Annotated in this window: 18 protein-coding genes; 11 read left to right on the forward strand and 7 right to left on the reverse strand. The window is 60.4% G+C overall.

The genetic code is table 11. The features are described 5' to 3' along the window. Window positions 1-4 precede the first annotated feature (4 nt). The 9 genes from MMS95_RS04485 to MMS95_RS04525 all read left to right on the forward strand — a co-directional run bounded on the left by MMS95_RS04485 (window position 5) and on the right by MMS95_RS04525 (window position 10,129). Window positions 5-334 carry a YbaB/EbfC family nucleoid-associated protein gene (locus MMS95_RS04485; RefSeq protein WP_004940264.1) on the forward strand — a complete coding sequence of 110 codons (330 nt, stop codon included), beginning with the start codon at window positions 5-7 and terminating at the stop codon, window positions 332-334. Continuing rightward, window positions 334-939, forward strand: coding sequence for a recombination mediator RecR (gene recR, locus MMS95_RS04490; protein ID WP_004940263.1), 606 nt, complete (start codon window positions 334-336; stop codon window positions 937-939). The genes MMS95_RS04485 and recR overlap by 1 nt, the downstream gene beginning before the upstream one ends. A 143-nt stretch (window positions 940-1,082) precedes the next feature. Beyond that, window positions 1,083-2,948 (forward strand): molecular chaperone HtpG, encoded by a 1,866-nt coding sequence (gene htpG, locus MMS95_RS04495; protein ID WP_198524980.1) that lies wholly within the window; start codon window positions 1,083-1,085, stop codon window positions 2,946-2,948. A gap of 202 nt (window positions 2,949-3,150) precedes the next feature. After that, window positions 3,151-3,795, forward strand: a complete 645-nt coding sequence (gene adk, locus MMS95_RS04500) for an adenylate kinase (protein WP_004940261.1) — start codon at window positions 3,151-3,153, stop codon at window positions 3,793-3,795. Between the two features lie 165 nt (window positions 3,796-3,960). Next, complete coding sequence (locus MMS95_RS04505) at window positions 3,961-5,094, forward strand: sugar diacid recognition domain-containing protein (protein ID WP_021504663.1); 1,134 nt, start codon at window positions 3,961-3,963, stop codon at window positions 5,092-5,094. A gap of 119 nt (window positions 5,095-5,213) precedes the next feature. Continuing rightward, window positions 5,214-6,479, forward strand: a complete 1,266-nt coding sequence (locus MMS95_RS04510; RefSeq protein WP_015376868.1) for an SLC13 family permease — start codon at window positions 5,214-5,216, stop codon at window positions 6,477-6,479. 9 nt (window positions 6,480-6,488) lie between these two features. Continuing rightward, window positions 6,489-7,652: a glycerate kinase gene (locus tag MMS95_RS04515; RefSeq protein WP_242141417.1), complete on the forward strand. Its 1,164-nt coding sequence runs from the start codon at window positions 6,489-6,491 to the stop codon at window positions 7,650-7,652. 119 nt (window positions 7,653-7,771) lie between these two features. Further along, on the forward strand, window positions 7,772-8,734 hold the full coding sequence (gene hemH, locus MMS95_RS04520) for a ferrochelatase (protein ID WP_004940253.1): 963 nt from the start codon (window positions 7,772-7,774) through the stop codon (window positions 8,732-8,734). A gap of 90 nt (window positions 8,735-8,824) precedes the next feature. Further along, a complete protein-coding gene (locus MMS95_RS04525) occupies window positions 8,825-10,129 on the forward strand; it encodes an inosine/guanosine kinase (protein WP_004940249.1) in 1,305 nt (434 codons plus the stop codon). A 55-nt stretch (window positions 10,130-10,184) separates the two neighbouring features. Here the strand turns inward: MMS95_RS04525 and ybaL are convergent, their stop codons facing one another. Next, on the reverse strand, window positions 10,185-11,876 hold the full coding sequence (ybaL, locus tag MMS95_RS04530; RefSeq protein WP_004940247.1) for a YbaL family putative K(+) efflux transporter: 1,692 nt from the start codon (window positions 11,874-11,876) through the stop codon (window positions 10,185-10,187). A gap of 245 nt (window positions 11,877-12,121) precedes the next feature. Beyond that, window positions 12,122-13,342: an MFS transporter gene (locus MMS95_RS04535; RefSeq protein ID WP_242141418.1), complete on the reverse strand. Its 1,221-nt coding sequence runs from the start codon at window positions 13,340-13,342 to the stop codon at window positions 12,122-12,124. Between the two features lie 178 nt (window positions 13,343-13,520). Here MMS95_RS04535 and ushA point away from each other — a divergent pair, with 178 nt between their 5' ends. Beyond that, a complete protein-coding gene (gene ushA, locus MMS95_RS04540; protein ID WP_048322353.1) occupies window positions 13,521-15,173 on the forward strand; it encodes a bifunctional UDP-sugar hydrolase/5'-nucleotidase UshA in 1,653 nt (550 codons plus the stop codon). A gap of 107 nt (window positions 15,174-15,280) precedes the next feature. Here the strand turns inward: ushA and MMS95_RS04545 are convergent, their stop codons facing one another. After that, the gene (locus MMS95_RS04545; RefSeq protein WP_033633978.1) at window positions 15,281-16,048 is read right to left on the reverse strand and encodes a helix-turn-helix transcriptional regulator; all 768 of its coding nucleotides are present in this window, start codon (window positions 16,046-16,048) and stop codon (window positions 15,281-15,283) included. A 99-nt stretch (window positions 16,049-16,147) separates the two neighbouring features. On the opposite strand from MMS95_RS04545, the gene MMS95_RS04550 reads away from it, so the two are divergent. Beyond that, a complete protein-coding gene (locus MMS95_RS04550; RefSeq protein ID WP_033633977.1) occupies window positions 16,148-17,311 on the forward strand; it encodes a multidrug effflux MFS transporter in 1,164 nt (387 codons plus the stop codon). A 3-nt stretch (window positions 17,312-17,314) separates the two neighbouring features. On the opposite strand, the gene MMS95_RS04555 is transcribed toward MMS95_RS04550, so the two are convergent. From MMS95_RS04555 to MMS95_RS04570, 4 genes are all read right to left on the reverse strand, one after another. Next, window positions 17,315-18,046: an alpha/beta fold hydrolase gene (locus MMS95_RS04555; protein ID WP_242141419.1), complete on the reverse strand. Its 732-nt coding sequence runs from the start codon at window positions 18,044-18,046 to the stop codon at window positions 17,315-17,317. 99 nt (window positions 18,047-18,145) lie between these two features. Then, the gene (locus MMS95_RS04560; RefSeq protein ID WP_033633975.1) at window positions 18,146-18,883 is read right to left on the reverse strand and encodes a tryptophan 2,3-dioxygenase family protein; all 738 of its coding nucleotides are present in this window, start codon (window positions 18,881-18,883) and stop codon (window positions 18,146-18,148) included. Next, window positions 18,880-19,692, reverse strand: coding sequence for a cyclase family protein (locus MMS95_RS04565; protein ID WP_242141420.1), 813 nt, complete (start codon window positions 19,690-19,692; stop codon window positions 18,880-18,882). Before MMS95_RS04565 ends, MMS95_RS04560 begins: the two co-directional genes overlap by 4 nt. Beyond that, entirely contained in the window at window positions 19,679-25,387 is a 5,709-nt protein-coding gene (locus MMS95_RS04570; RefSeq protein ID WP_156865263.1) for a non-ribosomal peptide synthetase, read from the reverse strand. Before MMS95_RS04570 ends, MMS95_RS04565 begins: the two co-directional genes overlap by 14 nt.

Here is a 25,387-nt window from a genome sequence, read left to right on the forward strand (position 1 = left end):
GACTATGTTTGGTAAAGGCGGTCTGGGCAACCTGATGAAGCAAGCCCAGCAAATGCAAGAAAAAATGCAGCAGATGCAGGAAGAAGTCGCCAAATTGGAAGTGACCGGCGAATCCGGCGCGGGCCTGGTGAAAGTCACCATCAACGGCGCGCACAACTGCCGCCGCGTGGAGATCGATCCTAGCCTGATGGAAGACGACAAAGAGATGCTGGAAGATCTGATCGCCGCGGCGTTTAACGACGCCGCGCGCCGCATCGAAGAGACTCAGAAAGAGAAAATGGCCTCCGTCTCCAGCGGCATGCAGTTGCCGCCTGGCTTCAAGATGCCGTTCTGATGCAAACCAGCCCGCTCCTTGAATCCCTGATGGAGGCGCTGCGCTGTTTGCCGGGCGTCGGCCCGAAATCGGCGCAGCGCATGGCGTTTCAACTGCTGCAGCGCGATCGCAGCGGCGGCATGCGCCTGGCGCAGGCGTTGACGCGCGCGATGTCGGAGATTGGCCACTGCGCCGACTGCCGCACCTTCACCGAACAGGACGTCTGCACCATCTGCGCCAATCCGCGCCGCCAGCAAAACGGCCAGATTTGCGTGGTGGAAAGCCCGGCGGATATCCACGCCATCGAGCAGACCGGCCAGTTCGCCGGGCGCTACTTTGTGCTGATGGGGCATCTGTCGCCGCTGGACGGCATCGGGCCGGGCGATATCGGTCTGGATCGCCTGGAGCAACGGCTGGAAAAGGAAAGCATCACCGAAGTGATCCTCGCCACCAACCCGACTGTGGAAGGGGAGGCGACCGCCAACTACATCGCCGAGATGTGCGGCCAGTATGGCGTGCTCGCCAGCCGCATCGCCCACGGCGTGCCGGTGGGCGGCGAGCTGGAGATGGTCGATGGCACCACGCTGTCGCATTCGCTGGCCGGGCGCCACGCCATCAAGTTCTGATGTTTTCCCGGATGGGGCCGCCCGGCCCCATTGTTTTTTGCCAAAAAAATCCCGCCGTCCGCTTGAAAAACAACACCCTGACCCTCATCTGATCCTCATTGTTCGATTTTGGTAGCCATTGTCTTTTGAGGTAATCAATGAGTATGAAAGGTCAAGAAACCCGCGGGTTCCAGTCTGAAGTAAAACAGCTGCTTCATTTGATGATCCATTCGCTGTACTCCAACAAAGAAATTTTCCTGCGTGAGCTGATTTCCAACGCCTCTGACGCCGCCGACAAGCTGCGCTTCCGCGCTCTGTCCGCGCCGGAGCTGTACGCCGGCGACGGCGAGCTGCGCGTACGTTTGTCCTTCGATAAAGAGCAGCGCACCCTGACCATCGCCGACAACGGCATCGGCATGCGCCGCGAAGAAGTGATTGAAAACCTCGGCACCATCGCCAAGTCAGGCACTAAAGCGTTCCTGGAATCCATCGGTTCCGATCAGGCGAAAGACAGCCAACTGATCGGCCAGTTCGGCGTCGGTTTCTACTCGGCGTTCATCGTGGCGGACAAAGTGACCGTGCGCACCCGCGCCGCCGGCGCCGCCGATGACGAAGGCGTGTTCTGGGAGTCCGCCGGCGAAGGCGACTACACCATCGCCGACATCACCAAAGAGACCCGCGGCACCGAAATCACCCTGCATCTGCGCGAAGGCGAAGATGAGTACCTCGACGCCTGGCGCCTGCGTTCGGTGATCGGCAAATATTCCGATCACATCGCCTTGCCGGTGGAGATCGAAAGCAAAAACGAAGAAGACGACACCGTCACCTGGGAGAAGATCAACAAGGCGCAGGCCCTGTGGACCCGCAGCAAGGCTGACGTGACCGACGAAGAGTACAAAGAGTTCTACAAACACATCGCCCACGACTTCACCGATCCGCTGAGCTGGAGCCACAACCGGGTTGAGGGCAAGCAGGAATACACCAGCCTGCTGTACATCCCGGCGCAGGCGCCGTGGGACATGTGGAACCGCGATCACAAGCACGGCCTGAAGCTGTACGTGCAGCGCGTGTTCATCATGGACGACGCCGAGCAGTTCATGCCGAACTATCTGCGCTTCGTGCGCGGCCTGATCGATTCCAACGATCTGCCGCTGAACGTATCGCGCGAGATCCTGCAAGACAGCCGTGTGACGCAAAACCTGCGCGGCGCGCTGACCAAGCGCGTGTTGCAGATGCTGGATAAGCTGGCCAAAGACGACGCCGAAGGCTACCAGAAATTCTGGCAGCAGTTCGGTCTGGTGCTGAAAGAGGGCCCGGCGGAAGACAACGGTAACCAGGAAGCGATCGCCAAACTGCTGCGCTTCGCCTCTACCCACGGTGACAGCTCGGCGCAGACCGTATCGCTGGAAGAGTACGTCGGCCGCATGGCGGAAGGGCAGGAGAAGATTTACTACATCACCGCCGACAGCTACGCCGCCGCCAAGAGCAGCCCGCACCTGGAGCTGTTCCGCAAGAAAGGCATCGAAGTGCTGCTGCTGTCCGAGCGCATCGACGAGTGGATGATGAGCTACCTGACCGAGTTCGACGGCAAGCCGTTCCAATCGGTCAGCAAGGCGGATGAAGCGCTGGATAAACTGGCGGATGAAACCGAAGAGCAGAAGGCCGCCGAGAAGCAACTGGAACCGTTCATCGAACGCGTGAAAACCCTGCTGGGCGATCGCGTGAAGGATGTGCGCCTGACGCACCGCCTGACCGATACGCCGGCGATCGTGGTAACCGACGCCGACGAAATGAGCACCCAGATGGCCAAGCTGTTCGCCGCCGCCGGTCAGCAGGCGCCGGAAGTGAAGTACATTTTCGAGCTTAATCCGGAACATGCTCTGGTCAAACGCGCATCCGACGTGGGCGATAACGAACATTTCGCCGAATGGATCGACCTGTTATTGGATCAGGCGCTGCTGGCTGAACGCGGCACGCTGGAGGATCCGAACCTGTTCATCCGCCGCATGAACAAGTTGCTGTCCGCCTAAAGTTGAAGATATGCGCCCTTAACGGCACCGTTAGGGGCGCATTTTCGGTTTTTCCCCGCCTTTTCTCGCCTTTTGTTCGTCGGTTTTTTTGCACATTCCGCAATCGATTTCCTTCGCGCGCCTTGAGCCTGCCCCCCCTGAAATGGTATCGTTGAGCGTTTTCGCAATTTTATAAAAACTACATAGCAAGGGGATTTACGCAATGCGTATCATTCTGCTGGGCGCTCCGGGCGCTGGTAAAGGTACTCAGGCTCAATTCATCATGGAGAAATACGGCATTCCGCAAATCTCCACCGGTGATATGTTGCGCGCAGCCGTGAAGGCCGGCAGTGAACTGGGCAAGCAGGCGAAAGAGATCATGGACGCCGGCAAGCTGGTGACCGATGAGCTGGTGATCGCGCTGGTCAAAGAGCGCATCGCTCAGGAAGATTGCCGCAAGGGCTTCCTGCTGGACGGTTTCCCACGCACCATTCCGCAGGCTGACGCGATGAAAGAAGCCGGCATCAACGTGGACTTCGTGCTGGAGTTCGACGTGCCGGACGAGCTGATCGTTGACCGCATCGTTGGCCGCCGCGTGCACGCGCCGTCCGGCCGCGTCTACCACGTGAAGTTCAACCCGCCGCAGGTGGAAGGCAAAGACGACGTGACCGGCGAAGAGCTGACCACGCGCAAGGACGACCAGGAAGAGACCGTACGCAAGCGCCTGGTGGAATACCATCAGATGACCGCGCCGCTGATCTCTTACTACAGCAAAGAAGCGGCAGCGGGCAACACCCAATACCGCAAAATCGACGGCACCCGCAAGGTGGCCGAAGTGAGCGCAGAGCTGGCGACCATCCTCGGTTGATCGCAAGCGCATTGTGCATGACGCCGGGCCCGTGGCCCGGCGTTTTTTTTGCCGTTTTGCCGCCAAATTGTGATCGCGGCGGCTTGTTGCAACCGTGCCCGTTAATCGCCCACGCCAAATGGCGTATAACAAGCCTGCGTTTTCACCCTCAGCAGGGAGCCGGGCATGCTCAGACAAACCACTCTTCTGGCGGAAGCCACCGCGCGCCAGATCGTCCAGCGGGCGATGGGCATCATCAGCCATTCCGTCAACGTGATGGACAGCAATGGCGTGATCATCGCCTCCGGCAATCCGCAGCGTCTGTTTCAGCGCCATGAGGGCGCGGTGCTGGCGTTGGCGGAGAATCGGGTGGTGGAGATCGATCGCGCCACCGCCGAGCATCTGAAAGGGGTGCGGCCTGGCATCAACCTGCCGTTCAGCTTTCGTAATCAGCGAGTGGGGGTGATCGGCATTTCCGGCGAGCCGGCCGAGGTGCGCGCCTACGCCGAGCTGGTCAAGATGGCGGCGGAGATGATGGTGGAGCAGGCGGCGCTGCTGGATCAGCACCAGTGGGAAAAACGCTACCGGGAAGAGCTGGCGAATCAGCTGCTGCAGCCACAGCCGAACACCGCGTCGCTGGAAGCGATGGCGGCGTATCTGGGGTTGGATCTGCGCCAGGCGCGCATCGTCTGGATCGTCGAACTGCAAGAGGCGCAGCCGCACCTGCTGCGCGAGCTGTTGGCGGAGCTGGAGGCCACCCAGCGCGACGCGTTGATCGCCATTACCGGCTTCAATGAAATGACCCTGCTGCGCCCGGCCTGCATGGCTCAGGGCGAATGGAGTTTGAAGCTGGAGCGCCAACAGGCGCAGCGTCTGCAAAACCAGCTCAAGCACCGCTTTCGGGTGCGGCTGATCGTCGGCGGTTTCTACGACGATCCGCAAAGCGCCTACCGCTCCAGCCTGACGGCGCGCGCCACCCAGGCGATGGCGCAACGCCTGAAATTGCGTCACGCCACGCTGTTCTACCACGACTATCCGCTGCCGTCGCTGCTGTGCGATCTGGGAGAGGACTGGCGTGCGCAAGAGCTGGGGCGTCCCTGGCGAACGCTGGGCGAACAGGACGAAAAAGGCGTGCTGCGCAGCACGCTGCGCCACTATTTTTCGCAGAATTGTGATCAGACGCAGACCGCCGCGCAGCTGCATATTCACGTCAATACCCTGCGTTATCGCCTGCAGCGCATCGAAGCGATAACCGGCATGAAAATCAATCAATTAACCGATGCTCTGCGGTTGTATATCGGCATGCTGATGCACGACTGAATTGTGCCAACCCACAAATTCCGCGCCGTTCCCCCGGCGATTTTTTGTTGTTTTCCCTCAGGTCTGCGCCGGGCGCGCGCGATATGTTGGCCTGCACATCAACCACGGAGAAAACAACAATGACAACCGTATCCACTCTGGGGGCGCTGGTGGCGTTAGCCGTCGCCATCGTCCTGATTCTACGCAAGGTGCCGCCGGCTTACGGCATGATTGCCGGCGCGCTGGCGGGCGGGCTGTGCGGCGGCGCCGATCTGGTGCAGACCGTGACGCTGATGATCGGTGGGGCGCAGGGCATCACCAACGCCGTGATGCGCATTCTGGCGGCGGGGGTGCTGGCCGGGGTGCTGATCGAATCCGGCGCGGCGCACACCATCGCCGAAACCATCGTGCGCAAGGTGGGCGAAACCCGCGCGCTGCTGGCGCTGGCGGTGGCTACACTGATCCTGACGGCGGTGGGGGTGTTTATCGACGTGGCGGTGATCACCGTCGCGCCGATCGCCCTGTCGATCGCCCAGAAGGCCGGCATTTCACGCGCGGCGATCCTGCTGGCGATGATCGGCGGCGGCAAGGCCGGCAACGTGATGTCGCCCAACCCGAACACCATCGCGGCGGCGGACAATTTCCACGTGCCGCTCACCTCGGTGATGATGGCCGGCATCGTGCCGGGGCTGTGCGGCCTGGTAGTGGCCTATCTGCTGGCGCGCCGCCTGAGCGATAAAGGCAGCAAGGTGATGGCCGAAGAGCTGACTCAGCATGCCGAAGGGGCGCGGCCGGGCTTCGCGGCGGCGATCAGCGCGCCGCTGGTGGCGATCCTGCTGCTGTCGCTGCGGCCGATCGCCGGGATCGCCGTCGATCCGCTGATCGCGTTGCCGGCCGGCGGTTTGGCGGGCGCGCTGTTGATGGGGCGCATTCGCCAGTGCAATCAGTTTATGGTCTCCGGCCTGTCGCGCATGGCGCCGGTGGCGATCATGCTGCTCGGCACCGGCACGCTGGCGGGCATCATCGCCAACTCGGCGCTGAAGGATGTCCTGATTAACGGCTTAACGCACACCGGGCTGCCGGCCTGGCTGCTGGCGCCGCTGTCCGGCGCGCTGATGTCGATGGCGACCGCGTCGACCACCGCCGGCACCGCCGTCGCCTCCGGGGTGTTCAGCTCCACGCTGCTGGAACTGGGGGTGAGCGGGCTAGCCGGCGCGGCGATGATCCACGCGGGCGCCACGGTGCTGGATCACCTGCCGCACGGCAGCTTCTTCCACGCCACCGGCGGCAGCGTCAATATGGCGGTGCACGAGCGGCTGAAGCTGCTGCCGTATGAGACGCTGGTGGGGTTCACCATCGCGGCAATCTCGGCGCTGATGTTTGGCGTATTTAACCTGGCGGGATAAGGAACAGTGATGAAAACGCTGAAAAAAGTGGTTATTGCCCCGGATTCTTTCAAAGAGAGCCTGAGCGCGCTCGGCGTCGCCGACGCCATCGAGCGGGGATTCCGCCAAATCTACCCGCAGGCGCACTACGTGAAGTTGCCGATGGCGGATGGCGGTGAAGGCACGGTGGAGTCGATGGTGGAGGCCACCGGCGGCGAGATCGTCCAGGTGACGGTCACCGGGCCGCTGGGGGAGCCGGTGCAGGGATTCTATGGCCTGCTGGGCGATGGCGCAACCGCGGTGATTGAAATGGCCGCCGCCTCCGGGCTGCATCTGGCGCCGCCCGGCCGGCGCGATCCGCGCATCACCACCAGTTACGGCACCGGCGAACTGATGTTGGCGGCGCTGGAACGCGGCGTGAAGGCGATCATTCTCGGCATCGGCGGCAGCGCCACCAACGACGGCGGCGCCGGGATGATGCAGGCGCTGGGCGTTAAATTGCTGGATAAGGATCGTCGCCCGCTGCCGGTGGGCGGCGCGGCGCTGGCGCAGCTGGCGCACCTCGATCTCGCCGGGTTGGACGCGCGCTGGCAACGGGTGAGCGTGACCGCCGCCTGCGACGTCGATAATCCGCTGTGCGGCGAAAAGGGCGCGTCGGCGGTGTTCGGGCCGCAGAAGGGGGCGACGCCGGAGATGGTGGCGCAGCTCGATGCGGCGCTGCACCACTACGGCGAGCTGCTGGAACGGGAAACTGGCCGCGCCGTGCTCACCCAGTCGGGCGCGGGGGCGGCGGGCGGCATGGGGGCGGCACTGCTCGGCATGCTCAGCGCGCGCTTGCGGCCGGGCATCGAGATTGTCACCGAAACTCTGCGCCTGGATGAGGCGGTGCGCGATGCAGATTTGGTGATCACCGGCGAAGGGCGGCTGGACAGCCAGTCGATTCACGGCAAAACGCCGATTGGCGTGGCGCGGGTGGCCAAGCGCCACGGCGTGCCGGTGATCGCCATCGCCGGCAGCCTGACGCCGGATTATTCGGTGGTGCATCAGCACGGCATCGATGCGGCGTTTTCGGTGCTCGATCGCATTGTGACGCTGGAAGAAGCGCTGGCGGACGCCGATCGCAATCTGCAGGTGACGGCGCGCAACGTGGCGGCGGTATGGCAGCTGGCGCAGGGAAGAAGCCCACAGGCATAGCCTGTTGCTGTTATCGGTTTCGATGCAGGACTTTTCCGTTACAATAGCCGGCATTAATGGCTGCTGACATCCCGACCCAGAACGGAATGCCGGCCGGAAAGGAAATGAGGGGAACTGAGATGAAGCAAGAGAAACACGGCGTATTGCTGGTGAACCTGGGCACGCCAGATGCGCCGACCTCGTCGGCGGTCAAACGCTATCTGAAGGAATTCCTCAGTGACGATCGCGTGGTCGACACGGCGCCGCTGATCTGGTGGCCGATCCTCAACGGCGCGATCTTGCCGATCCGTTCGCCGCGCGTGGCGAAACTCTATCAGTCGGTGTGGATGGAAGAGGGCTCGCCACTGCTGGTGTACAGCCGCCGCCAACAGCGGGCGCTGGCGGCGCGCATGCCGAATACGCCGGTGGAGCTGGGCATGAGCTACGGTTCGCCAAGCCTGGCGGAAGCCATCGACAAGCTGCTGGCGCAGGGCGTGACTAACCTGGTGGTGTTGCCGCTCTATCCGCAATATTCCTGTTCCACCAGCGCGGCGGTATGGGATGGCGTGGCGCGGGTGCTGAAAGGCTATCGCCGCTTGCCTTCTGTGGCCTTCATTCGCGATTACGCCGAACACCCGGCCTATATCGCCGCGCTGCAGCAAAGCGTGGAGCGCTCGTTCGCCGAGCACGGCCAGCCGGACCGGCTGGTGTTGTCGTTCCACGGCATCCCCAAGCGCTATGCGCGGCTCGGCGACGACTACCCGCAGCGCTGCGAGGATACGCTGCGCGCGCTGAGCGCCACGCTGCCGCTGGCGCCGGAGCGGGTGATGATGACGTACCAATCGCGCTTCGGCCGCGAGCCGTGGCTGACGCCGTACACCGATGAAACCCTGAAGGGGTTGCCGGCGCAGGGCGTGAAGCACATTCAACTGATTTGCCCCGGCTTCTCGGCAGACTGCCTGGAAACGCTGGAAGAGATCAAAGAGCAGAACCGCGAGATCTTCCTTAAGGCCGGCGGCGAGAAGTTTGAATATATCTCGGCGCTGAACGACGAGCCGGCGCATATCGACATGATGCAGCAGCTGGTGGCGCAGCGTCTGTAATCATCCATAATCTGTCTATTAGGTGCATCGTGATCGGGCGGGGATGTGTTAACATTCTCCGCTTGTTAAACCGTCACCACCGCCAATCACATGAAATTTCCTGGTAAACGCAAGTCCAAACACTATTTTCCGGTGAGCGCCCGCGATCCGCTTCTGCAGCAGGCCCAGCCCGAAAGTGAAATCAGCACCTCGTATATTGTCGGCATCGACCAGACGCTGGTGGATATCGAGGCAAAAGTGGACGATGCTTTTGTCCAGCGTTACGGCCTGAGCCTGGGCCACTCTTTGGTGATCGAAGACGACGTCGCCGAGGCGCTGTATCAGGAACTGAATGAAAACAACCTGGTCACCCATCAGTTCGCCGGCGGCACCATCGGCAATACCATGCACAACTATTCGGTGCTGGCGGACGATCGTTCGGTGCTGCTCGGCGTGATGTGCAGCAACGTGAAAATCGGCAGCTACGCCTACCGTTATCTGTGCAATACCTCCAGCCGCACCGATCTTAACTATTTGCAGGGCGTTGATGGCGCCATCGGCCGCTGTTTCACGCTGATCGGCGAAAGCGGCGAGCGCACCTTCGCCATCAACCCCGGCCAGATGAACCAGCTGCGCCCGGAAAGCATTCCTGAAGAGGTGATCGCCGGCGCGTCGGCGCTGGTGCTGAGTTCTTACCTGGTGCGCTGCAAGGAAGGGGAGCCGATAAAGGACGCTACCCTGCAGGCGATCGAGTACGCCAAAAAACACGATGTGCCGGTGGTGCTGACCCTGGGCACCAAGTACGTCATTGCCGACAACCCGCAGTGGTGGCGCGACTTCCTGAAGGAAAATGTGACGATTCTGGCGATGAACGAAGACGAAGCGCTGGAGCTGACCGGGCTGAGCGATCCGCTGACCGCCTCGGACATGGCGCTGGAGTGGGTGGATCTGGTGCTGTGCACCGCCGGGCCGAATGGCCTGTATATGGCGGGCTACACCGAAGAAGCCAATAAGCGCCAGACCCAGCACCCGCTGCTGCCGGGGCATATCGCCGAGTTCAACCGCTACGAGTTCAGCCGCGCCATGCGCCGCGAGCACTGTGAAAATCCGCTGCGCGTTTATTCGCATATCGCGCCGTATATGGGCGGGCCGGAGAAGATCATGAACACCAACGGCGCCGGCGACGGCGCGCTGTCGGCGTTGCTGCACGATATCGCCGCCAACGGCTATCACCGCCACAACGTGCCGAACTCCAGCAAGCATGTGCGCAGTTACCTGACCTACTCCTCCCTGGCGCAGGTGTGCAAATACGCCAACCGCGTCAGCTACCAGGTGTTGAACCAGCATTCGCCGCGCCTCACGCGCGGCCTGCCGGAGCGGGAAGACAGCCTGGAAGAGTCCTACTGGGAGCGTTAACCCGCTGAAAAAGAAAAGGTCCGGCAATGCCGGACCTTTTTTCATGCGCGGTGCCTCAGATCGGGCAGCCGCCCATTTTTTCTTCTTCGCTCAGGGTGTCCAGCTGCAGGATGTTCAGCATGCTGTTGGCGATCTCGCGTTCGCCCATGACCACCTGATTGGCGCCGCGATCGGTGATGTAGGCCACTTCATCGTCGTAGTGGGCGCGGGCGATGATCTCGATATTCGGCCGCTTGGCGCGCGCCGAGGCGACGATCTCGCCGGCCTCGTAACCATTCGGGATGGTCAGCAGCAGCCAGCGCGCGCAGTCGAGCCTAGCCAGATCCATCACTTCCGGATTGGCGGCGTTGCCCAGCACCGTCTTGATACCCTGTTCGCGCAACGCTTCCACCCGCGGGCGGGAATTCTCGATCACCACCAGCGGAATGCCCGCCTCGGCCAGTTTGCCGCCCAGCAGGCTGCCGACGCGGCCGTAGCCGACCACAAGCGCGTGATTGCACATATCCACCGGGATCTGTTTCTCTTCTTCCACCGCCTCTTCGAGGATTTGCTCTTCGATGGTTTCGGTTTTGGCCAGATAGCGTTCCAGCAGGGTGAACAACAGCGGGTTGAGCATGATGGACAGAATGGCGCCGGCCAGCACCAGATTGCGGCCGTGCTCCGACATCATGCCGAGCGCGATGCCGAGGCCCGCCAAAATAAAGGCGAACTCGCCGATCTGCGCCAGGCTGGCGGAAATGGTCAGCGCGGTGCGCTTGGAGTGACCGAACATTTTCACCAGCAGGAACGCGGCGGCGGATTTGCCGAACACGATGATCGCCAGCGTCGCCAGCACCGCCAGCGGTTCGTTAATCACGATCATCGGATCGAACAGCATGCCGACCGAGACGAAGAACAGCACCGCGAACGCGTCGCGCAGCGGCAGGGTGTCGTGCGCCGCGCGGTGGCTCAGCTCGGACTCGTTCAGCACCATGCCGGCGAAGAAGGCGCCCAGCGCAAAGGAGACGTCGAACAGCTTCACCGCGCCGTAGGCGATGCCGAGCGCCAGCGCCAATACCGCCAGGGTGAACAGCTCGCGCGAGCCGGTGCTGGCGGTTTTCGACAGGATCCACGGCACCAGGCGGCGGCCGACCACGATCATCAGCGCGATGAAGGCGATGACTTTACCGATGGTCAGCGCCAGCTCCATCAGCAGCTGGCTGCTGCTGGCGTTGTCATTGCCCAGCATATTGCCGAAGGCCGGCAACAATACCAGCGTCAGCACCATCGCCAAATCTTCGACGATCAGCCAGCCGATGGCGATTTGCCCGCGCTGGCTGTCGATCAGTTGCCGTTCCTCCAGGGCGCGCAGCAGCACCACGGTGCTGGCGGTGGAGAGGCAGAGGCCGAACACCAGACCGGAGATCAGATCCCAGCCGAGCAGCTTGGACAGCCCCATGCCGAGCAGGGTAGCGACGGCTATCTGCGCCACGGCGCCGGGAATGGCGATAGATTTTACTGCGAGGAGGTCTTTCAAAGAGAAGTGCAGGCCAACACCGAACATCAACAGGATAACGCCGATTTCCGCCAGTTCCGGCGCCAGTGAGGTGTCGGCGACGAAACCGGGGGTGAACGGGCCGGCGAGCACCCCTGCGGCCAGATACCCCACCAGAGGGGAGATGCGCAGGCGGTTCGCCAGCATGCCGAGGAGGAAGGCGAGTACTAACCCTCCGACGATGGTGGTGATGAGCGGTGTTGAATTATGCATCCATACTCCTTCTGGCTATGCATCGCGGCACGGGAGAAACGCAACAAAGTTACGAAAAGATACATTTAGTTTATTGCATTTGTTCGCGGCTTGCTTGGCTAATTTGGCCTTTTTTGTAAAAAAGCAGAGGATTTCACTTAAGGTGTGGCAATGAGGGGGTTTTGGGACAGATAAACCAAATAACACTGATTTATCCGTAGGATAACCCGGATGAATAAATAATTTCATCCGGGCGGTTCGCGGGGTTATTGTGGTTTATGCTCCATATTGGGCAGTAGCACAGTAATAATGCCGATCAGTGGCAGGAAAGCACAGATTTGGTAGACCAGTTCGATACTGGTCAAATCGGCGACATAACCAAGAACTGCCGCACCTAACCCGCCCATACCGAAAGCAAAACCGAAGAATAAGCCGGAAACCATGCCCACTTTACCGGGGATCAGCTCCTGAGCGTAGACCAGAATGGCGGAGAACGCCGAGGCGAGAATAACCCCGATGATCACCGTCAAAATGCCGGTCCAATAGAGGGATGCATAGGGTAAAACAAGGGTAAACGGCGCAGCGCCGAGAATAGAGCCCCAAATCACGTATTTACGCCCTATCTTGTCGCCAAGAGGCCCGCCGATAATGGTGCCTGCTGCTACCGCAAACAGGAAGGCGAACAGGTGAATTTGGGCATTCTGCACCGAAACACCGAACTTATGTATCAGATAAAAGGTGTAATAGCTGCTGATGCTGGCCAGATAGAAGTATTTGGAGAAAATCAGCACCAGCAGGATGCCCAGTGAGTAGGCCACGGTACGTTTTGGCAGCGGTTTCAGCAGCGACGGGCTTTTCGGCTGCCCTTTAGTTGCCCGATGCTGATGTTGATACCACTTGCTGACCTGCAGCAACACCACGATCGCCAGCAGCGCCGCCAGCGAGAACCAGGCGACGTTGCCCTTGCCGTAAGGCGCGATGATCAGCGCCGCCAGCAGCGGGCCGAGCGAGCTGCCGAAGTTGCCGCCGACCTGGAAGAGCGACTGCGCCAGGCCGTGCCGCCCGCCGGAGGCCATGCGCGCCACGCGCGAGGATTCCGGGTGGAAGACCGATGAGCCGGTGCCCACCAGCGCCGCCGCCAGCAGCACCAGCGGGAAGGTGCTCGCCACCGACAGCAGCAGCAGGCCGGACAGGGTAAAGCCCATGCCGATCGGCAGCGAGTAAGGCTGCGGGTGTTTATCGGTGTAATAGCCGATCAGCGGTTGCAGCAGCGAAGCCGTTAGCTGATAGGTCAGGGTAATCATGCCGATCTGCACGAAGCTGAGATGGAAATCGGCTTGCAGGATCGGGTAAATCGCCAGGATCAGCGACTGGATCATATCGTTGAGCAGGTGAGACACGCTGATGGCGCCGAGGATGGAGAAAGCGGTCCTCTTTACCGTACTGCCCTTGGCGGGCGGCATCGCGCTTTGGCTACTGTCGGTCATATTATTATTAGCCTGATAAGTTGTTGAGCACAGAGATGACATCTTAGGCAGGGCGTTCAATTTTTACCATATCTGAAATAATCAGACTCACATCGCAAAAAATTGAAATCAGCTGTCATTAATTCGCGCTACAATTTCGCCCTCATCATAAAAGCCATTTAATACACGGAGATCCGCCATGCGTTTTTCGCTGAAAACCACCGCATGCGCGTTGGCCGTATCCCTGACGCTGCTGTCGGGGGCCGCCAGCGCCTGGGAAAAGGATAAGACCTACGCCATCACCATTCTGCATACCAACGATCATCATGGTCACTTCTGGCAGAACGATCACGGCGAATATGGCCTGGGCGCGCAGAAAACGCTGGTGGACGGCATTCGTCAGGAAGTGGCGGCGCAGGGCGGCAGCCTGCTGTTGTTGTCCGGCGGCGATATCAATACCGGCGTGCCGGAATCGGATCTGCAGGACGCCGAGCCGGACTTCCGCGGCATGAACCTGGTGGGTTACGACGCGATGGCGATCGGTAACCACGAATTCGACAACCCGCTGAGCGTGCTGCGCCAGCAGGAGAAGTGGGCGACCTTCCCGCTGCTGTCCGCCAACATTTATCAGAAAAGCACCGGCCAGCGCCTGTTCAAGCCTTATGCCCTGTTCGACAAACAGGGTATCAAGATTGCCGTGATCGGCCTGACGACCGACGACACCGCCAAAATAGGCAACCCGGAGTACTTCACCGACATGGAGTTCCGCGTGCCGGCGCAGGAGGCGAAGCAGGTGGTGGAGCAACTGCGTAAGGACGAGAAGCCGGACGTGATTATCGCCGCCACCCACATGGGGCACTATGACAACGGCGAACACGGCTCTAACGCGCCGGGCGACGTAGAAATGGCGCGCAGCCTGCCGGCCGGATATCTCGACATGATCGTCGGCGGCCACTCGCAGGATCCGGTGTGCATGGCCGGCGACAACCGCAAACAGGCGGATTATGTGCCGGGCACGCCGTGCTCGCCGGATCGCCAGAACGGCACCTGGATCGTGCAGGCGCACGAGTGGGGCAAATACGTGGGGCGCGCCGACTTCGAATTCCGCAACGGCGAGCTGAAGCTGGTGCATTATCAGCTGATCCCGGTGAACCTGAAGAAGAAAGTGGAGAAAGCGGACGGCACCAGCGAGCGGGTGTACTACACCCGGCAGATTGCGGAAGATCCGGCCATGATGAAGCTGCTTACGCCGTTCCAGGATAAGGGCAAGGCGCAGTTGGACGTGAAGATCGGCAGCGTCAACGGCAAGCTTGAAGGCGACCGCAGCAAGGTGCGCTTCGTGCAGACCAACCTGGCGCGGGTGATGCTGGCCGCGCAGAGGGAGCGCGCCGACGCCGACTTCGCCGTGATGAGCGGCGGCGGGGTGCGCGATTCGATTGAAAGCGGCGATATCACCTACAAGAATGTGCTCAAGGTGCAGCCGTTCGGCAACACTCTGGTGCATGTCGATATGAAAGGCAGCGAGGTTGAGCAGTACCTGGCGGTAGTGGCCAACATGAAGCCGGATTCCGGCGCCTACGCCCAGTTCGCCAACGTCAGCCTGGTGGCGGACGGCAAGGGCGTCAGCGAGGTGAAGATCAACGGCCAGCCGCTGCAGGCGGATAAAACTTACCGCATGGCGACGCTGAACTTCAACGCGCTGGGCGGCGACGGCTATCCGAAGCTGGACGGGCTGCCGAGCTACGTCAACACCGGCTTTATCGACGCCGAGGTGCTGAAGCAATACATCGAGAAACACTCGCCGCTGGATGCGGCGGCTTACGAACCGAAGGGCGAAATCGTGTATCGCTAGAAGCGTCGCGGAACGGCGCTCTCGCTTGTCGCGGGGCGCCGTTCCCGTCGTCGCTTTTCTCCTCTGAATCAACGCCTTTTGTCAGCGTTGCCGTTTTAAACGGCGTCTTACTTTCTTCTCTCCATATACGCCCTCGGCGGGCAGCCCGCCATATTCTTGAAAAAAGTGGCGAAGGCGCTGTCGCTGGAAAACGCCAGCCGACCGGCGACGTCGGATTGGCTCAGCCCTGCGGCCAGCATCTCTATCGCTTTGATCAGGCGCCATTGCTGACGCCATTGTTGATAACCGAGCCCGGTTTCACGGCGGAAAATCCGGCTGATGGTTTTCTCGGAAGCGCCGCTATAGCGCGATAGCTCGTGCAGCGGCGGAAGCATGTCCAGATTGGCCAGATGGCGCAGGCGGCGGTCGCTGGGCAGCGGCAGCAGCGTCAGTTCGCGCGGCGCGGCGGCGATCTCGTCCAGGCAGACCGCCAGAATATTGGCGTAAGGCCCATGCTGCCAGTCGGTGTCGAAGGCGGCGAACGCGATGCGTTCCAACACCTCGCGCAGCAGCGGCGAGGCTGTCAGTACGGCAAGCTGCGCAGGCAGACAGGCATAGCGATCGGCGTCGAGATAAAGCGAACGGTAGCCGACGACGCCGTTGACCTGAACGCGGTGAGCCACCTGCGGCGGGATCCAGGCGACTCTGCCCGGCGGCAGCATACAGATGCTTTGGTTGAGCGTGATGCGCATGCTGCCTTGCTGACAGAACAGCAACTGCCCCCTGTCATGCCAATGCGTGCCCGAGTCGTGCTGCGCCAGTTCGGCGGCGATCCCGAGCACCTCGTTGTCGAGCGTATCCGGATTAAAACTGTCCTGCGCCTGAAGCCACGCCATAGTCTGTCCGATTTTGTAAATTTATTGTCTTTTATATTGTAATCGGCGATAGGACCAGATGCTACCTTGTGCAGCCTATTCTTGGCTACAGGATCTGTTATGCAACGTAAACTGACGCTGACGTTGGCGACGTCGATGATGATGTTTCCCCAGGTGGTGGAGACCATCTATAGCCCGGCATTGACGCATATTGCGCACGGTTTCCGGGTCAGTGCGGAGATGGCGGCGCAAACGCTCTCTTGCTACTTTTTCGCCTTTGCGCTGGGCGTGGTGGTATGGGGGCGGATGTGCGACGTCATCGGACGCCGTCCCACCATTTTGGCCGGGCTGACGCTCTATCTGCTGGCTTCTCTCGTTGCGCTGTTCAGCGGCAGCTTCAGCGTGCTGCTGGCCGCGCGGGTGCTGGCCGCCTTTGGCGCGGCGGTCGGTTCGGTCGGGACGCAAACGGCGATTCGCGATCGCTTCGACGGTTATGAATTGGCGCGGGTGTTCTCGGTGATGGGGATCGCCATGGCGATCAGCCCGGCGGTTGGCGTGTTGAGCGGCGCAGTGCTGACTCACTATTGGGGCTATCAGGGGGTGTTCGGCGGTTTGGCGCTGTTGGCGGCGCTGTTGCTGGGCTATGCCGGTTGGCAACTGCCGGAGACGCGTCCGCAACAGGTGGTGAAGAATTCATTTTTCGGCACGCTGGGACGGATGGTCAAGGACGGGGATATTTGGCTCAGCGCGCTGTTGGTGGCGTTGTTCAATATTTGCATGTTCAGCTATTACCAGCTGGCGCCATTCCACTTCTCGGCGTTGGCGCTGCCGGCGCAGTGGTTCGGTTATACCGGTTTGGTGTTGGCGGCCGGGGTGGGCATCGGCGCGGCGATCAACAAGTTTTTGATCGGTAAGCACTGGTTGTTCCCCGCACTGTTGATGCTGGCCTGCGGATTATCGCTGATCGGCGGCCTGCTGGTACTGCTGCTGGAAGGGAGCTTGTGGTTCGTTCTGCCGATGATGCTGGTGGTGATGGCGTACGGCATCGCCATTCCCAATATTCTGGCGCGCGCGCTGCGCCATTATAAAGACTGCATGGGCACCGCCGGCGCCATCCTTGGCCTGATGTATTACCTGATGCTCGGCGGTGGCTTGGTGTTGGCGGGGCTTTCGCAGCACCTGGGCGCCGTGCTGTCGCTCTGCAGCCTCTGCGTGCTGCTGTTGGCGTGGCGGGTGGTGCACAACGAGCGTCGTCTGGCGATGCCTGAGAGTGAAAACGCCTGACGGCTATATGCTGGCTGGTTCACTCAGGTGGCCTGCCAGCAACTGGTGAATGCCGGCTATCACGGCGTCGCGCTGCGTGGTGATATACATATGTCCGCCGGTAAAAGTGCGCTGCTGAAAATCGCCTTGCGCGATCCGGCGCCAGTCGAGCAAATCCTGCCGATCGATCAGCTCGTCGTTTTCACCATAAAACATCGCCAGCGGGGCGGGGTAACCCGGCTGCTCAGGAAAAAGCAATTGGCTGGACAGCATCAGATCGGCACGGATCAGCGGCAGATAGTAATCGAGCAGCGCGCTGTCGCCGATGAGCGACGCATCCAGACCCTCGCCGGCACATAGCGCGTTCAACAAAGCGGCACGCGGCATTCTCAGCAACGCACTGTGGCGCGCCAGGAAGGGCGATGAACTGGCGGAAATGATCAACTGCAGCGGCGGCTGAGGCAGCGCCGTCGCTAACGCCAGCGCAACCCGTCCGCCAAGACTGTGGCCGAAAAAGATCAGCGGTTTGTCCTGCAGTGGCTGCAGTGCCGGCATCAGTTGATTGATGAGTGATTGGGGGTGACAGAGCGGCGCTTCGTTTGCCCGCTCCTCTCGACCGGGGTATTGCACGGCATAGAGTTCGATGTCCTGATGCAACGAGGGGCTCCACCCCTGAAAGGCAGTGGCGCCGGCGCCGGCATGAGGAAAAGCGATCAGCCGCAGGCTGCCCTGGCGCCCTGGCGTCAGCGGTTTCAAGCTGCGTGGGGCGTTGGGGAAGTGGGTGCAATGCATGGCGAAATCCGTATTTTCAGGAGGCCAAGGAAGCCTGAGCTTCCTTGGCGTTAAGGAACGCATTCAGTTGATGGCGTTCCACAATTCATCGAAGATCGGCGTGAACAGCGTAGATTTCAGATAGTCCGAACCCGATGAACCTCCGGTACCTTTCCGCTGCCCGATAGTACGTTCCACCAGTTTCACATGGCGGTAACGCCACTCCTGCAGCAGTGAATCCAAATCCAGCAGTTGATTGAGCAGCAGCGACTCGCAGCTCGAACGCGTCAGCGATTGCCTGATGATGTCGTCGAAGCCCCGCGCCGCCTGATTGGGCTGGTCATTGAGACGCATCAGATGGCCGCGTATTGCCTGCCATAGTGAAACCGGTTGGATGATAGCCGCCAATCGGCGCTGTGCCTCTTCATCACCCTGATACTGCTGTAGTTTTTTCGGATTTTCCTTGCCGAGCAGCGCTTCTATGCCGGCGAACTGGTAGGATTGAAAACCGCTGGCGGTGCCGAGATAGCTGCGAAAACGCTGGAATTCGTGAAACTTCAGCGTGCAAATCACGGCGATCTGATTCACCACGGTTTGGGTAATGGCATTGACGCGCGTCATCGTTTCGATCGCCGCCGGTATATCTCCTTCTTCGATCTGCGCGATCGCCAGATGAAGCTCATCGATCAGCTGCTTGAACCAGAGCTCGTAGGTTTGATGAGTGATGATAAACAAGTTTTCATTGCGGTGTTCCGCAGACGGCGAGGCTGGCTGTTGCAGCGACAGCAGCTGGTTTAGCTGCAGATAGCTGGCGTAATTCATGATGTCACTTTCCCTGTAGAAAACGAAAATAAGATGGGCCGGCTGGGAAGGGCATCCCCGCTCAGATCCGGCAGTTGAATGGTCAGAAAATAGTGTCCCGCCGTGGCCTGCGCGGGAACCTGAATCAGCTCGGTCACGGAGGCGTATTTGCGCCCTTCTTGCGGCCTGTCGGGGGCCTCAAGCCCCCAAAAACGGCGATGGTTGTCCATGCGTCCGCCGTCGTATAGTCGGTCGATCGACGGAATGTCCACCAACAGATGCTGGACGCCGAGTTCGACGATGCGCGCCAAGGCTTGATGGCTGAAGTAGGGCGCGCAGGACGCGGTGCGGAATTCGCTCGGCGCCTCGATCGCAATCACCAAAGCCTGCAGGTAGTCGCCCGACAACGGCGCCAATGCGTCATCGAGCGCCGCCCGGGTAATCAGCCAGTCTTCGCAGACAGCGCTGGCGTTATAGCTTTCCGCGGTCGCGTCCGCTCGCTGCGGCCTGACGCGAATCAGGGTGGCGGCGATGAACGGTTCAAGCGGCAAATCAGCCACGTTGTGCGTTTCAGGAAGAATATGGCCGATGCATTCGGTGTGCGTACCATGGCAGTGCGGCACCAGGCTGATGCGCTCGGCGTTGCAGACCCCGCCATGACGCACGCTGGCGACGGTATCACCGTAACTCAGCGGCGCCGAGTCGGCGGGGGCCACACCATAAAGGTTGGTTGAGTTATCGGCGAAGTCCAGCCTGGCCGAGAGCCGCAGCGGCTCTCGGTGGTCAAGGTGATGACAACGCCCTTGGTGGTACACCTCAATGCGTTTCATCGGCGACCTCGGCAGTTTTGCTCAAGGCCAGAGCGGTAAGTTCGCGGATCTGGCTGTGCATGATGAATTCGCGGATAGTCAGCGAGACGCCCATCTGTTGACGAATGGCGTGCAGCAGCTGCGGGATCTGCAGTGAATTTCCACCCAGGCTGAAGAAGCTGTCGCAGACGCTGATCTGCGTCTGCGACAATACTTGTTGCCAGATATGCTGCATGGCGCTTTCCGCCTCGTTGGCCGCAGGCGTGTAGTCCGCTTCGGAAGCCGAGTAGCGGGTTTCCGGCGCTGGCAGCCGACGAATGTCGATTTTGTTGTTGTTGGTGAGCGGGAAGGCCGACAGCACCACAAAACCGGACGGGATCATGATATTCGGCAAACGGGCTTTCAGCGCCGTGCGTACCGCTTTTTCATTCAGCTCTTCGCCCGGCGTTAACTGCAGGTAGCTGACGATGCGGGCCTGCTGGCCTTCACCGACAATTAAACTGAGTGACCGCTCGATATTGTCGAGGGACGATAGACTGAGATCGATTTCGCTCAACTCAATACGGTGGCCGCGAATTTTGACCTGGTGATCGTTCCGGCCGAGATACTCCAGCTGCCCCTGTCGATTAAAACGCACAATGTCGCCGGTGCGGTACATATAGCGCTCGGCGCCGAACGCCTGACGCCGTAGAAAGACCTTATCGCTCAGCGTCGGGTTGCGCCAATACCCCGGCGATACCCCTGCGCCGCCCAGCCACAGCTCACCAAATGCGCCGCTTGGCAGCGGGTTGCCGGCCTGATCCATGACCAGAACCTCAGTCTTCTGGATCGGCGTGCCGATACAGTCGCTTGCGCCTTCGTGAGTCAGATCGGCGCAGGTCGACCAGATGGTGGTTTCCGTCGGGCCATACACCTGCAGCACCCGTGTCGCGATGCGTCGCAATTGCGTCAATAGGGCCGCCGGCATCTTCTCGCCGCCGCATAGCACGGTCAGGGGGCGTTGGCTCGCCGCCGGCAGATGGTGGGCGATGGTACTCCAGACGGTAGGTGTCGCTTGAATCACGCTGGGCTGCTGTCGCTCGATAAAGTGATACAGCTTGACCGGATCCATGGCGGTTTCTCGTGGACACAGCGTGACGTGCGCGCCGCCGGCGAGCGAGCAGAAAAGTTCCAACCCAAAAATATCGAAACTGATGCTGGTCAGGCTGAGCACCTTATCGCGCGCGCTCAGCGCCAGCCGTCCGACGAAGTCGTTGGTGAAATTGTTCAGGTTGCCGTGCGTGATCATCACCCCTTTGGGGTTACCGGTTGAGCCTGAGGTGTACATGATGTAGGCCAGCGCATCGTCGGCTGGGATCGGCAACGCGTCGGCCGCTGCAGGATGAGAAACCAGCGAGTCGAAACCGACGGCGGGACTGGCCCAACCTTGCTCTGGCTCACCATCGGTCACCAGCAACCGGGCTTGCGCGTTCTCGATCATGTAGCTCACGCGGTCGGCCGGGTAGTGTACGTCAATCGGCACGTAGTGTTTGCCGGCTCTCAGCACGCCGAGCAGGAGCACGGCGACGTGGCAACTTTTCTCCATCATGACGCCGACCGAGAAAGGCCGGCTGTCGATGCGCAGCAATGCATGTGCGACGCGCTCAGACTGCGCCCACAGCTGACGGTAGCTGTACTGTTGCCGTTCGCAGCTGACGGCGAGGCTGTCAGGCTGAGTATGTGCCAACCGGCCAATGTGCATCAGCAACGAGTCACGTGAACCTGCGTCGGCGTTGACGGCCAACTGTTGCAGCCAATGTTGTTCCCGTTCGCATAGCGGGTTGAGGGCAAGCTGCGCCGTATTGGCCGGCAGGGTGAGCAGTTGCCGCAGCGTTTGCTGATAGTTGTCCAACAGCATTTGCATGCTGGCGGGATAAAACAGTTCGCTGGCGTAATCGAGCTCGATGGCGACGGCGTCCTGTTCCACACTGAAGTTCCAGGTCATATCGAACATCGAGAAGCCGGACGAAAGCGGCAAGCGATGCAGCGTGCAATCGCGCAGGTTTTGTTGGCATACGTCACCGGCGTTCTGCAGGATAGCCATGATCTGGAATAACGGATTTTTGTTCGACATCCGTTCGTATTCGATCTGGTGCAAGATCCGGTCGAAGGAGAGCTGCTGATGCTGGTAGGCGCCGATGCAGGTTTCCATCATGTTACCGATCAGTCCGGCCAGAGTGTCCTGTTCGCTCAGTCGGATACGCAGCGGTACGGTATTGACGTGGAAGCCGCTGACCTGCGCCTGATCCAGGTTATCCCGCGCTGCGATGGCGGTGCCGATGACAATATCCTGCTGCTGGGTATAACGGCTGAGCAGCAAACTTAATGCCGCGCAGAGCAAGGCGAAAGGCGTGGCGCCCAGCGCTTTGCCTCGTGACGCCAGCAGACCGGCCACGTCAGGCTGCAGCTGATAATGGATGCGCTCTCCGGCGTGCGTCGGCATCAGCGGGCGCGGTTTATCCAGCGGGAAGTCCAGTTCGCGGCAGTCTTGCAGTTGCTGTTGCCAATAAGCGACATCCGCCGGCGCAGGTGACGCGATGCCGCTATTGACGATGTCGATAGTTTGAATCTGCGGTTGCGGTGCGTCCAAGCCGTGGTGATCGTCAAGCTCGTTATAGCGCTGCCACAGATCGTTAAGGATCAGTTGTTCGCTCCAGGCGTCGGTAATAATGTTGTGTTTTACCCAAATCAAAACATGGTGCTGCTGATGATACTGGACCAGCCGAAGCACCAGCGGCGGGCGAGCGGTGATGTCGAAAGGCGTGGCACACAGTTGGCGCACCCACTTTTCTGCCGACAGCGTTTGGCCGTCCACCCAGTGATCGGCAAGGCGAATCGGGGTATGCGGTTCTGCCAACTGATAGGCGACACCGTCGGTTTCGCTGAAACGAGTGCGCAGGCTTTCATGTTTTTCATAAATAAAATTGATCGCCTGCTCAAAGCGCCCCAGATCAAGCGGGCCCTGGATGTCTATCGCCAGCGGCAGGTTGTAACTGCAATCGTCAGGATTCAATGCGCTCAGGTACCAAAGCAGGTTCTGCTGTGGGCTGAGCGGCGCGCGGCGTTCGTCGCAGATCGCGATGGCGCGCTCTGCGGCAACGGCCTTATTCTCGATATATTCGGCCAGTTTGCGCACCGTATTGTGGCGGAACAGATCGGCGATGCTCAGGTGGCAGCAAAGATCGCGTGCGACGAGCGCGACGATTTTGCTCATTGTCAGCGAGTGCGCGCCCAGGTTGATGAACTCCAGGGTGACGTCGGCTTGCGGACAGCCGATCGCGTTGGCCACGATGCGCTCGAGAATGGCCTCCGTTTCGGTTTCCGGCGGCGTCAGGCGCTCATTCCGCTCATCCAGTGGCCAGTTTTCCAACTGTTGGCGGGCGATCTTGCCATTGATGGTCAGCGGCAGCGCCGGCAAGAAAATAAAGACGCTGGGGATCGCGGCGGGGTGGAGCAGTGTGACCAACGCGTGACGCAGCGCGTCGATCGTCAGCTCAGGCGAAGCGGGTTGCACGAAGGCGGCGAGAATTTTGCCCGAGGGCTGGCTGCGAGCGACCACGCAGGCGCTTTCAACCAGTGGATGACTGCGGACGGCGCTTTCCACTTCTCCCATCTCGATGCGCACTCCGCGTATCTTCACCTGGTGATCACGGCGGCCGACGAAAATAATGTTGCCCTGTTCGTCCCATTTGGCGATGTCGCCGGTTCGATAAAGACGCTCTTCGGCCGCCATATACGGCAGCCGACAGATAATGAACTTCTCTGCGCTCAGCGCCTCTTGATGCAGGTAACCGTGCGCCAGGCCGCTGCCGGCGATGCACAGTTCGCCCTCAAAACCGACCGGCAGTGGATTATGGTGGAGATCAAGGATGTGGCAACGGTAGTTTTTCAGCGGTTTGCCAATGCAGTTCCAGGGAACGCCGGGACGATACTCGCACAGCGAAGTGGCAATGGAAGCCTCGGTCGGCCCGTAACCGTTGCACAATCGGGTGCGCTCGGCCCACCAGGCGACGACGTCCGCAGGCGGGGCGTCTCCCATGACGATCATCGTCCGCAGTCCCGGCCACATTTCGCGGGGCAACAATTCCAGAATTGCCGGCGTAATAGTGATATGGCCGATATCGTGTTGAGTCAGATAGTCGTGCAGCGCGCCGACATCGGTATGCAGCTCCGAGGGCGCAAGATAAAGCGTCGCGCCGCTGACTAACGCGCCATAGACGTCCCAGCCGAAGGCGTCGAAACCCAGCGAGGCGATGGCCAGCACGCGGCTGCCTTGCGCCAGTCCAATGAAATCGCGGTGGTTTTGCGCCACGTTGCTCAGGCCTTCACGCCCGATCATGACGCCTTTGGGCTTGCCTGTCGTCCCGGAGGTATAGCAGACGTAAGCCAGAGCGTCTCGCGATTGAGGGAGTTGCTCCGCATGGATGTTCAGCGAACGGTAATCAATGCTTGATGGCGCAATGCACGGCGCGTCGCCGGAGTGCAATGGCGAGTCGGCCAAAATCAGCGCGGGCTGTACGTCGTCAAGAATGCTTTGATTGCGTGCCGCTGGCGCCTGCGGGTCGAGCAGTACATAGGTTTTATTGCTTTTCAGTATCCCCAACAGCACGATCAGCAGCGTCGCTGACTTGTCCATCGAGACGGCGACGACCGAACTGGCGGCGCCGCTGTGTTCAAGCAGCCAACAGGCAAACTGATCCGAGGCGCGATCGATTTCTCCATAGCTGTATGTCTGGCCATCGGCATGCAGCGCGGCCTGTTGCGGATGAGCGGCGGCGGCGTGGCGGAACAAAGCGATGACGTCGTGCGCCAGGAGCTCGGCATCGTCGGTTGCGTTGAATTGGCTCAGGCGATGTAACGTGTGAGGTTGAGTAACAATGGGCGCGGCGACGGGATCGGCCGGATCTGCCAATAGCGCGTCAAGATAGTCGGTGAACGCGTTGAAACGCATGTCGTCGCCATACAGGGTAAGCTGAGTGCCGTCACCGCAAGCCGCTACGTCGACCATCACTCGTGGCTGGGCGTAGCGTCCCTGTTTGAGCGCGCCGGTTTCATTAAAGAAGAAATGTTGCAGCTGTGCGGGGGACGTGATGTCCGCTACCGGCACCGTATGGAAGTCGGCGCCGGGTTGCCAGGTGAGATGGCAGAGATCGCTGCCGCAACGTCCCTGCATCTGATCGCCAAGACGTTCCATCAGCAATGCGGTCAATTCGCGCATGCGCGTCGGTGATTCGGCATAGTATTTACGCGCCAAGCGGTAGGGAAGTTCTTGTACCGGCGGTATACCGCCACGTGACAGCTCGACCACAATGTCGACAAGCCTTTCCTGCAGCAGGGGAAGTTGGGCGTCAGCGGCCATATCCGACAGCGCATCGCACAGATAAGCGGCCTGGCCGGCGGAGCTAAAGTACAGAGAAAAGTGTTCTTGGTTTTGCAGGGTGTCAATGTCGTTAATATTTTTTTTATTGGTTGCGAGCGTCAGCAGATTTTTTCCCTGCTGTTGCAGTCGTCGTATTGTTTCAGCGTTATTTTCAGTGGTGATAATAAGGTCGAGCTTTTCGGTTGGACGGTGTTCGAGACTGATAAAGCTAACCTGATGGCCGTATTCCCGGATTTCGTCGGTTAATAATTTACCGCAGGCACTGTCGCCGAAATAGCCAATATGAAGTAATTCCAT

The sequence above is a fragment of the Serratia sp. PGPR-27 genome (assembly GCF_022678525.1).
Taxonomy (GTDB): Bacteria; Pseudomonadota; Gammaproteobacteria; order Enterobacterales; family Enterobacteriaceae; genus Serratia; species Serratia nematodiphila.